General features: G+C 64.6%; 10 protein-coding genes. 2 read left to right on the top strand and 8 right to left on the bottom strand.

All coding sequences use genetic code 11. From position 1 onward, the window contains the following. Positions 1-26: 26 nt before the first annotated feature. From ACNPM8_RS01955 to ACNPM8_RS01920, 8 genes are all read right to left on the bottom strand, one after another. Entirely contained in the window at positions 27-1505 is a 1479-nt protein-coding gene (locus ACNPM8_RS01955) for an amino acid permease (RefSeq protein WP_105656223.1), read from the bottom strand. 14 nt (positions 1506-1519) lie between these two features. Then, positions 1520-2935 carry an aspartate ammonia-lyase gene (locus ACNPM8_RS01950; RefSeq protein ID WP_332727513.1) on the bottom strand — a complete coding sequence of 472 codons (1416 nt, stop codon included), beginning with the start codon at positions 2933-2935 and terminating at the stop codon, positions 1520-1522. A 47-nt stretch (positions 2936-2982) separates the two neighbouring features. Further along, positions 2983-3978 carry an asparaginase gene (locus ACNPM8_RS01945; protein ID WP_332594986.1) on the bottom strand — a complete coding sequence of 332 codons (996 nt, stop codon included), beginning with the start codon at positions 3976-3978 and terminating at the stop codon, positions 2983-2985. Further along, positions 3975-4679, bottom strand: a complete 705-nt coding sequence (locus tag ACNPM8_RS01940; protein ID WP_105656225.1) for a FadR/GntR family transcriptional regulator — start codon at positions 4677-4679, stop codon at positions 3975-3977. The genes ACNPM8_RS01945 and ACNPM8_RS01940 overlap by 4 nt, the downstream gene beginning before the upstream one ends. Before the next feature lie 136 nt (positions 4680-4815). After that, positions 4816-5253: an SRPBCC family protein gene (locus ACNPM8_RS01935; protein ID WP_332594985.1), complete on the bottom strand. Its 438-nt coding sequence runs from the start codon at positions 5251-5253 to the stop codon at positions 4816-4818. A gap of 9 nt (positions 5254-5262) precedes the next feature. After that, positions 5263-6243 (bottom strand): TIGR03086 family metal-binding protein, encoded by a 981-nt coding sequence (locus ACNPM8_RS01930; RefSeq protein ID WP_133834081.1) that lies wholly within the window; start codon positions 6241-6243, stop codon positions 5263-5265. Beyond that, positions 6240-6578, bottom strand: coding sequence for an ArsR/SmtB family transcription factor (locus ACNPM8_RS01925; RefSeq protein WP_105656228.1), 339 nt, complete (start codon positions 6576-6578; stop codon positions 6240-6242). Before ACNPM8_RS01925 ends, ACNPM8_RS01930 begins: the two co-directional genes overlap by 4 nt. A gap of 137 nt (positions 6579-6715) precedes the next feature. After that, positions 6716-7666, bottom strand: coding sequence for a beta-ketoacyl-ACP synthase III (locus tag ACNPM8_RS01920; RefSeq protein WP_105656229.1), 951 nt, complete (start codon positions 7664-7666; stop codon positions 6716-6718). A gap of 248 nt (positions 7667-7914) precedes the next feature. Between ACNPM8_RS01920 and ACNPM8_RS01915 the strand changes: the two genes are divergently transcribed. Both ACNPM8_RS01915 and ACNPM8_RS01910 read left to right on the top strand, forming a co-directional pair. Then, positions 7915-8745 carry a metallophosphoesterase family protein gene (locus ACNPM8_RS01915; protein ID WP_448939194.1) on the top strand — a complete coding sequence of 277 codons (831 nt, stop codon included), beginning with the start codon at positions 7915-7917 and terminating at the stop codon, positions 8743-8745. Between the two features lie 63 nt (positions 8746-8808). Then, positions 8809-9369 carry a histidine phosphatase family protein gene (locus tag ACNPM8_RS01910; protein ID WP_332488856.1) on the top strand — a complete coding sequence of 187 codons (561 nt, stop codon included), beginning with the start codon at positions 8809-8811 and terminating at the stop codon, positions 9367-9369. Positions 9370-9396 lie beyond the last annotated feature (27 nt).

Here is a 9396-nt window from a genome sequence, read left to right as displayed (position 1 = left end):
GCTTCCCCCCCGGTCCCGGGATCCTGCTACCGCTGGTTGGCCGGCTGCTCGTTGTGCAGCCGCGCCTTGGCGATCTCGTTGATCCGTCCGCGGCACAAGTACCAGCCGCCGATGATCAACGGGATGATGACCACCAGCGAGGCAATGGTCCAGGTGCCGATGGGATTATCGAAGGCCATCATCACCAGCACCAGGGCCAGGAAGCCCAGGGTGACCCAGCCGGAGACCGGAGCCAGCGGCATCCGGAAGCCGGGGCGCTGCTGCTCGCCGCGCTTGGCGGACTTCACCAGCGCCATCTGGCACAGCACGATCATCCCCCAGGAGGCAATGATGCCGATGGCCGCGAAGTTCAGCACGATCTCGAAGGCCTTGGCCGGGACCACGGCGTTGAGCACCACGCCGAACACGGCCACCACAGCGGTGATCACGATGCCGCCGTAGGGAACCCCGGCCTTGTTCATCCGCCCGGCGAATTTCGGCGCCGAGCCGTTCAATGACATGGAGCGCATGATGCGCCCGGTGGAGTAGAGCCCGGCGTTCAGCGAGGACAGCGCCGCGGTGAGCACCACCAGGTTCATCACCACGTCCATGCCCTGCACGCCGATGGATCCGAAGAAGGTCACGAACGGCGATTCCCCGGCGCTGTACGCGGTGTAGGGCAGCAGCAGCGAGAGCAGCACCAGCGAGCCGACGTAGAATACGGCGATGCGGATGATCACGGTGTTGATCGCCTTGGGCATGACCTTTTCCGGATTCTCCGTTTCGCCCGCGGCGGTGCCGATCAGCTCGATGGAAGCATAGGAGAAGACCACGCCCTGCATCAGCACCAGCACCGGCAGCAGGCCATTGGGCAGCAGCCCGCCATTGGAGCTGAGCAGCGAGAAGCCGACCTCATGTCCTGCCAGCGGCGTGCCGAAGATGACGAAGTAGCAGCCAATGATCAGGAAGGCCACCAGGGCCACGACCTTGACCAGTGCGAACCAGAATTCCATCTCGCCGAAGGCCTTGACCGAGATCAGGTTCATGGCCAGCACCACGGCCAGCGCCAGCAGCGCCCAGAGCCACTGGGGCACCGAGCTGATCCACCCCACGTACTTGCCGAAGAAGCCCATGTACAGGGCCACCGCGGTGATGTCGACGATGGCGGTCATTACCCAGTTCAGCCAGTACAGCCAGCCGGTGGCGAAGGCCGCCTTCTCGCCGTAGAACTCGCGGGCGTAGGACACGAAGGAACCGGTGGACGGGCGGTGCATGACCAGTTCGCCCAGCGCCCGCAGGATCAGGAAGGCGAAGAAGCCGCAGACTGCGTAGCTGATGACAATGCCCGGTCCGGCTTCGGCCAACCGGCCGCCGGCACCCATGAACAGCCCGGTGCCGATGGCGCCGCCAATGGCGATCATCTGCATCTGCCGGGAGGACAGGCCCTTGTGGTAATCGTTGTCGCCGGCCGTCAGCGCGGCATCGGGGACGTGCGCCGCGGTGGCGTGCGGAGTGGAATTATCCATATGATTCCTCGGATCTAGTCGGTGAGGTTGGCGAGGCGCTCGGGGGAGAGCAGCTCATTGAGGTCTTCGGCCGAGAGCAGGCCGCGTTCGAGCACCAGCTCGGCCACGCCGCGCCCGGTGTGCAGCGCTTCGAGGGCCACCGAGGTGGATGCCGCGTAGCCCAGCCTCGGGTTCAGCGCGGTGACCAGGCCGATGGAGTTCTCCACCTCGCGGCGCAGCGCCTGCTCGTCCACGGTGATCCCGTCGATGCACTTGTGCGCCAGGGTCAGGCAGCCGTTGGCCAGGTGCTTCAGGGAGAGCCCGATGGAGTGCACGATCACCGGCTCGAAGGCGTTCAGCTGCAGCTGCCCGCCCTCGGCGGCCATGGTCACGGTCAAGTCGTGGCCCACCACCTGGTAGGCGATCTGGCTGACCACTTCCGGGATCACCGGGTTGACCTTGCCGGGCATGATCGAGGAGCCGGACTGCACGGCCGGCAGCTGCAGGTCGTTCAGGCCCGCGCGCGGACCGGAGGAGAGCAGGCGCAGGTCGTTGCAGATCTTGGAGATCTTCAGCGCCACGCGCTTGAGCACGCCCGAGAGGTGCACGAACGCGCCCACATCCGAAGTGGCTTCGATCAGGTCCGGGCTGGTGGTCAGCGGCAGGCCGGTCAGCTCGCGCAGGTGGCGGCAGGCGGCCTCGGCATAGCCGGCCGGGGCGTTCAGCCCGGTGCCGATGGCGGTGGCGCCGAGGTTGATCTCGGTGACCAGGCACAGCGATTCTTCCAGCCGCGCCCGGTCCTCGCCCAGGGTCACGGCCCAGCCGCGGAACTCCTGGCCCACGGTCATCGGCACGGCGTCCTGCAGCTGGGTGCGGCCCATCTTCACCACGGTGCGGAACTCGGCGGCCTTGGCGATGCACGAATCCTGCAGCACCTCGATGGCTGCCAGCAGCGGCTGGGTGGCGAAGTGCGTGGCGATGTTCACAGCGGTCGGGTAGGCGTCGTTGGTGGACTGCGAGAGGTTCACATGGTCGTTGGGGTGCAAGAAGGAGTACTCGCCCTTGGCATGGCCCATGATTTCCAGCGCCAGGTTGGCGATGACCTCGTTGGCGTTCATGTTCGTGCTGGTGCCGGCCCCGCCCTGGATCGGGTCGATGATGAATTGCTCATGCAGCGCCCCGCCGGCGATGGCCTCGCAGGCCTGGTCGATGGCGTTCGCGCGCTGGGCGTCCAGCAGCCCCAGCTCGTGGTTGGCACGCGCCGCGGCCTGCTTCACGCGCGCCAATGCGCGGATCAGGTGCGGGTTGCCGGACAGCTCGGTGCCGGTGATGTCGAAGTTCTCCTTGGCGCGCAGCGTGTGCACGCCCCAGTAGGCATCCGCCGGGATATCGCGGTCGCCGATCAGGTCATGCTCGCTGCGGGTCTGGCCGCTGAGCAAGGTTTCAGGCATGGTGGATTCTTCTCCAGGATTCGTTGAAATGGTTGGAACGGAAAAAATTACAGTGCGGCCAGCAGGCCCACGGGCGCACCGCCGCCAAAGGCCGGGCTGGTAGCCAGCGGTTCAAGGGCCAATGCGGCCTCGGAGCCCAGGTGCTCGGCGAGCAGCTTGGCGGTGATCGGCATCCGGGCGCGGTCCGAGCCGTCGGCGATCTTCACGGCCAGCGCGCTGCCATCGGGCAGGCCCACGGCCTGGATGCCCTCGAAACCGTCCTTGGCCACGGAGCCGGGCACCGCGCGCATCAGGGCGGTGACATCGCGGCCAACGCCGGCTACCAGTTCCGGGTAGCCGGCCATTGCCGCGGCCACGTGTGCCTCGGCGGTGCCTTGCACGGCGCTGGCCAGCTTGCCGAAGGCGCGGGCCAATCCGGCCAGGGTCATCCGGTAGACCGGGGTGCCGCAGCCGTCGGTGCTCACCCCGGAGATCTGTTCGCCCGAAAGATCCTCCACGGTGTCCTGCAGCAGCTGCAGGAGGCGCTCGTCGTGCAGGTAGTTGGCGGTGTCCCAGCCCTTGAGCTCGCACAGGGCCGCCAGTGCGGCGTGCTTGCCCGAGCAGTTCTGCGCGAGCGCGGTGGCCTTGCCGCCAGCGGCCAGGTAGTCCTGGCGCTCGGCAACGCCGTAGGGCAGGTCGGTGGAATTGCGCAGCGCTGTGTGGTCCAGGCCGGCGGCGGCCAGCGTGGATTCGGCGACCTGCAGGTGGCGCGGGCTCCCGGAGTGGCTGGCTGAGGCCAAGGCCAGCTGCTGGTCGTCGAGCTGCAGTCCGGCGCGCAGCATGCCCACGGCGAACAGCGGCTTGAGCGCCGAGCGCGGGTAGAACGCGGCCTGGGCATCGCCGCGGCTGGCGGCGATGGAGCCGGCGGGATCCAGCAGCACGGCCGAGCCGTAGTGGATGGACTCCACGGCCTCGCCGCGGGTGGCGATGACCAGCGGTTCGTGCTGCGGCAGTGCCTCAACGACCAGCGAAGCGCGCAGGGTCTGGGGATCGGCGGGGGTCACTTCTTGCTCCTGACTATGGTGGATACTGCTTGCTGCACCGCATTGAGGTGCTTGGCCATCGCATTGTTGGCCGCTTGCGGGTCCTGGGCGGCAATGGCCTGGTAGATTTCCTGGTGCTCCGAGTTCGACGGCGACCGGCGGCCGGCAACCAGGTTCACGGTCTCGGACTGGCGGGCCATGGCCTCGCGGATGTCCGCGACGACCTTGGAGAACACCGAGTTGCCGCTGGCCTGGGCGATCGCGGCATGGAAGGCGGCGTCCAGCTCGACCCAGGCTGCCGGGTCGTCTTCCTGCTCCATCGCCTCGATCAGCCCGCTGATCCGCTCCAGGTCCTCGGCGGTGCGCCGGGTGGCGGCGAGGGTGGCAGCCGGGATCTCGATATGCGGACGGGCTTCGTGCAGGTCGTCGGAGGAGAACGTGCCCAGTTTCAGCTCGCGGGTGGGCCGGTGGGAGACCACGAAGGTGCCGCGCCCGGTTTCGGTGCGGGTCAGGCCCAGGGCCGCGCAGGAGCGCAGCGCTTCGCGGATGACCGAGCGGCTCACGCCGTAGTCGGCCGCGAGGGCAGCTTCGGATCCCAGTTTCGCGCCGATGGCGATTTCCTGGGCTTCAATGGCTAGGCGGAGTGCATGGAAGACGCCTTCGGCAGCGGATCGTCGTTCGATCGGTTGCTGTCCGGGTGTCCAGCTGTCAGACAGGTTCACGTGTACCAGTCTGGGGTGTGATCCACTTAACGTCAAGTCGAGAACTGGAGCAATCGGGAATGCTCAGGTCAGTGACGCGCGAACACCCCGGACACGATGCCACAGGCAAGGTATCCGCGGTGTTCGCCGCTGGTCCTCAGTCTTTCTCCAGGATGCTTTTCAGCGCCCGGAGATCAGCCATATTGGCTCGCCGCATCATCATTTCCATCAGCGGGCCGGCCAGTTTGCCGAAGCCAGTTGGCTCGCCGTCATTGCGCAGGTGGACCCGGGTCGCCGTTGGCCCTATCGCTTCGAAGCGATAGGTGGTGCGCATGGGAAACGGGCCCTGCGCGGTGGCCATGACCAGTTCCTCGTTCTCCGCGAACCTGGTGACTTCGTAGGTGTAGGAAAGCTTCCGTCCAAGGAACCTGGCTTCGAAGGCGGTGTGTGATCCGAGGCCGAAGCCATGGGGATCCAGCCGGCGCACCGAGTGGATATTCCGGTACCACGCTGGAGCGTTCAGCGGGTTCATCGCGTAGCCGGCCACCACCGAACGTGGCCGGTCGATAGCGATGCTCGTGGAGACGTCAACCATGGGAGGTCCTCAGGCTCCTGCGGGAACGCGGCCGGTGAACGCAATCAGGCGATCCAGGCTGCTGGCGGATTCGGCGACCATGGTTTCTTCCGCGAAGGAACCGGAGGTGCGCTGAGCCGGTCCCACAGTCTTGCGTGCCAAGCCCAGTACGTATTCCGCGTGGCCAGGATGGATCGCGAACTCCTGGCCGGTCGCCTGGGCGAAGTCCCACCCGTGAACCATCAGTTCCAGATTCAGGATCCCGGCAACCACTGAAGCCGGCATGACAGCGAATCCGAGATCAATCTCGCCGGCAACGCCGCGAGCGGCAAAAGCCTCCAGGGTCGGCTGCACCAGGTTGGCGATGCGAGCTTCCGGCGCCAGGGCCGGGTCATCGGATACCGCAGCGCCCAGGGCACCGCCGATCATCGAGACCGAACCCGCAAGGTGATCCAGCAGCTCGCTCACGGAGAACTCGGAGCAGGGAGTGGCTTTGGCCAGGTCCGCTGCGCAGATGTTGTTCAGGATGAACTGCAGGGCTGCCACGGAGCCCTCGGCGGAAACGATCGGATTCTGCGGCTCGGGCACGGCGTTCCACTCGTCGATGGCTGCTTCGCCGGTTTCGGCAAACTCCTTCAGCCGATCCAGGAAGTGGTTCCATCCCTCGGCGTGGCCCGAGGACTGCTCGGCGTCCAGCCCCTCATGGCGCAAGGTCAGGGCCGTGCCCTGATCCAGCGGTTCCAGGGTGATGAAAACCGTCGAATCGCCGGGCGGAACGGCATCCGAACCTTCCCATCCCATGGTGAAGACCAGGCGCTTGCCGGGCTCGATTTCGGTGAAAGTGCCCGAGGCCTGGTGGCCCGGACCCATGGTGAAGCGGTAGCTGCCGCCGGTCTGCAGGTCAACGCGGTTGGCAACGGTTTGCCAGCGGCGAAGGCGTTCCGGGTTGGTGACCAGTGCAAAGGCGGTGTCGGCGTCAATGGGGAGGATGACTGTTCGTTCAAAGCTCATGGCTTTTCTCCTGGTGGCTGGTGCGGTGGCCCATTGAACGACGCCAATTCGGCGGCCTCGGCAACGAGCAGGTCGAGTTCGGTATTCCAGAACGAGTCAAGGAGGGCCTTGAGCTTCGTGATGCCTGCAGGGTCCAGCGAGTAGTAGCGGCTGCGGCCATCCTTGCGGGCTTGCAGCAGTCCTACGTCAATCAACAGCAGCAGGTGTTGCGAGATGGCGGAGCGGCTGACGGCGAAGTTCGCGGCCAGTTCCGTCACCGTGCGTTCCCCGGAACCCAGCAACTGAATCAAGCGCCTGCGCGTTGGCTCGGAAGCGACTTCCAGTAGATCAAGCATGAAAAATACGTTAGCAGTCACTAACGCGTTGTTGCAAGGGGTGCGGAGCAGCTTTTTAGGCTGATGCGGAAGGCGCCGTTAAAGCACTAGTGGGGGCCACCGCAAAATGCCGTAGCGCCCACTCATGGCGAAAATACTTAAGGGATCGTGATGATCTGGCCGGCGTAAGCCAGGCCACCACCGAAGGCGAAGAGCAACGCCTTGGAACCCGAAGGCAATGGCTCATCCGAAGCCATCAACTTGGAAAGAGCCAGCGGAACCGAAGCGGCCGAAGTGTTGCCCGAGTACACCACATCGGTGGCCACGCGCGCGTTCGGTGCGCCGATCTTCTCTGCCAATGGCTCGATGATGCGCAGGTTGGCCTGGTGCAGGACAATGGCATCCAGCTCCTCAGGCTTCATGCCGGCACGGTCGATGATTTTAGAAGCAATCTTCGGCAGCTGCGTGACGGTCCAGCGGTAAACGCTCTGGCCGTTCTGCGCGAACTTCATGTTGTTTTCCTCTTCGATGCGCACCGCATCGGACAGGGACGGAACCGAACCCCAGACCACCGGCGAGATGCCGTTGTCCTCCGATGCGGTGATCACGAAGGCGCCAGCGCCGTCCGCGGTCAGCACGCAGGTGGTGCGATCGGTGAAGTCGGTGTAGTCGGTGAGCATCTCCGAGCCGATAACCAAGGCATTCGTCGCCGAGCCAGCGGCAATGGCGCCCTGGGCCAGGCCAACGGCGTGGGCAAAGCCTGCGCAAGCCACGTTCACGTCCACCGCTGCCGGCCCTTGGTCCATGCCCAGGGCGTTAGCTACGCGTGCGGCCATGTTCGGCGAACGGTCCGTAGCGGTGCAGGTGGCGACGATGATCATGTCGATATCGGCTGCCTTGATGCCAGCTGCGTTGCCCAGCGCCATCTCTGCGGCCTTGATGGCCATGGAGTCTACGGTTTCAACACCGGTTCCCCAGCGGCGTTCTTCGATGCCGACACGTCGGGTGATCCATTCATCGCTGGTTTCCACCAACTTTTCCAGCTCGGTGTTAGGGACGATGCGCTCTGGCTGGAAGTGGCCAAAGGCGACGACTTTGCTGCCGGTCATGGATATAGCTCCTCGGTGGATTCAAATCTTCTCTTCTAAGATTAGTCGTTTTGGATGCTACTCGCCGTTCATATGCGCCAGAAAGCATGTGTCAGCCAGTTTTACCTGCCTTCCATGGCCGATTTGTCCGATTATCGGCAAAACCCCGATTCTTCAGGACTTCATATGGCGTCGACGCCCTGTTCACCTGCTGGCCAGAACCCCGGCGTTCAATGGGATGAAATGCAGCAGCCGTGAAGGAGGAAAAAATGGAACCTCTGACGATAATCCAATTGAGCGACACCCACCTGCGTCCCGAAGGGCAGCTGCTTCACGGATCCATTGATTCGTGGCAACGAACAGAACAGGCGCTGGAAGCAGCCGCTTGCCTGGATCCGGATGCCATTGTGGTGACCGGCGATATCGCAGACCGCGGTTCGGACATCCATGAGCGGGCCGCAGAGATCTTCAACCAGGCCCAGCGCGAACTGGATTGCCCGGTCATCACCGTTCCGGGCAACCATGATCCGTTGGGCGCGATTGGAGAATCCTTCAACACCAGGCGCCTGTCCACCGGTCCGCATCCAGCCGACACGGTGCACGAGATCCTGGGACTACGGATTATCGGATTGGACAGCGGGGGATTCCAGTTGGCCCGGGGACGCCTGGAACAGCGGCAGCTCGATTGGCTTGCCTCGCTGCTGGCGGTTCCGGCGCCGCGCGGATCCCTGCTTCTGCTGCACCATCCTCCGGTGGAAGCCGCCAATGAAGCCCGCGCCGGCCGCGGGCTGGAGAACCCGATGGAGCTGGCGGCCATCGCCGCCGGAAGCGATATCCGTGCAATCCTTTGCGGCCACTACCATCAGGCGTCCACCAGCCAGCTGTTGAGCACCCCGGTGTTCATGGCTCCTGCAGTGTCCTACAACATGAATTCATTTGCCCCGACGCAGATCGTTGACGAGCCTGCCGCGGGATTCAACGTCATCAAGGTCGGGGCCAAATCGGTCGACGCGTTCGCTGCAACCAGCGGCCAGTACGCCGCGCTGCACGCCAGCACCCCGCTGCCAGCGCCGGTCAAGAGTTCGCAGACCGGCAACTGACTCCAGAACACTACTTCGCACCGGGCACCAGTTGCTTCGGTGCATGCCAGAAAGAAGAAGACGATGAGCGCAAAGAAACTGATCCTGATCCGCCACGGACAAACCGAATGGAACAAGGCAGGACGCCTGCATGGACGCAGCGACCTGCCACTGAACGATACCGGCATCCGCCAAGCCCAGCAGCTGGCCACCGAGCTGGCACCCGAAGGTACTTGGGACGCAGTGTATTCCTCCCCGTTGTTCCGTGCCCGCCAAACAGCGCAGATCCTCGCCAATAGCTTGGGCATCCGTGCCCTGCACGAAAACCAGGAACTGATGGAGCAGGACTTCGGCGATCTCGAAGGCACCTTGGTGGCCGATGGCGCCGACGAACAGCGTCAGCTGCTGGTTGGCACCGGAGAAACCGAAGAGCATCTGGTGGGGCGTGCAGTGAACGCATTGTTCAAGATCTGCCATCAGCATCCCGGGCAGAACGTGATGGTCGTGAGCCACAGTGCCTTGATCTGCTCGGTAATCGCCGCGCTCACCGGCGAAAGCAATCCGCGCATGGCCAATGGAACCTATGTCGAGCTGGATGCGCAGCTACTGGTCAACCACGTCTCGCGCGAACCGCTGTGGCATTAGGAAGCAAAGGGCAAAGCCGCGGGGGGG

The sequence above is a fragment of the Glutamicibacter sp. AGC46 genome (genome assembly GCF_053543715.1).
Note: the sequence above shows the minus strand (reverse complement) of the source record. Positions and strands in the feature narration are given on the sequence as shown.

Excerpts from the sequence above, each read along its gene's own strand:
- ACNPM8_RS01930 (WP_133834081.1), bottom strand. The coding sequence starts at position 6,243 with ATGAGCTTTGAACGAACAGTCATCCTCCCCATTGACGCCGACACCGCC.
- ACNPM8_RS01915 (WP_448939194.1), top strand. The coding sequence starts at position 7,915 with ATGGAACCTCTGACGATAATCCAATTGAGCGACACCCACCTGCGTCCC.
- ACNPM8_RS01910 (WP_332488856.1), top strand. The coding sequence starts at position 8,809 with ATGAGCGCAAAGAAACTGATCCTGATCCGCCACGGACAAACCGAATGG.
- ACNPM8_RS01920 (WP_105656229.1), bottom strand. The coding sequence starts at position 7,666 with ATGACCGGCAGCAAAGTCGTCGCCTTTGGCCACTTCCAGCCAGAGCGC.
- ACNPM8_RS01925 (WP_105656228.1), bottom strand. The coding sequence starts at position 6,578 with ATGCTTGATCTACTGGAAGTCGCTTCCGAGCCAACGCGCAGGCGCTTG.
- ACNPM8_RS01935 (WP_332594985.1), bottom strand. The coding sequence starts at position 5,253 with ATGGTTGACGTCTCCACGAGCATCGCTATCGACCGGCCACGTTCGGTG.
- ACNPM8_RS01955 (WP_105656223.1), bottom strand. The coding sequence starts at position 1,505 with ATGGATAATTCCACTCCGCACGCCACCGCGGCGCACGTCCCCGATGCC.
- ACNPM8_RS01950 (WP_332727513.1), bottom strand. The coding sequence starts at position 2,935 with ATGCCTGAAACCTTGCTCAGCGGCCAGACCCGCAGCGAGCATGACCTG.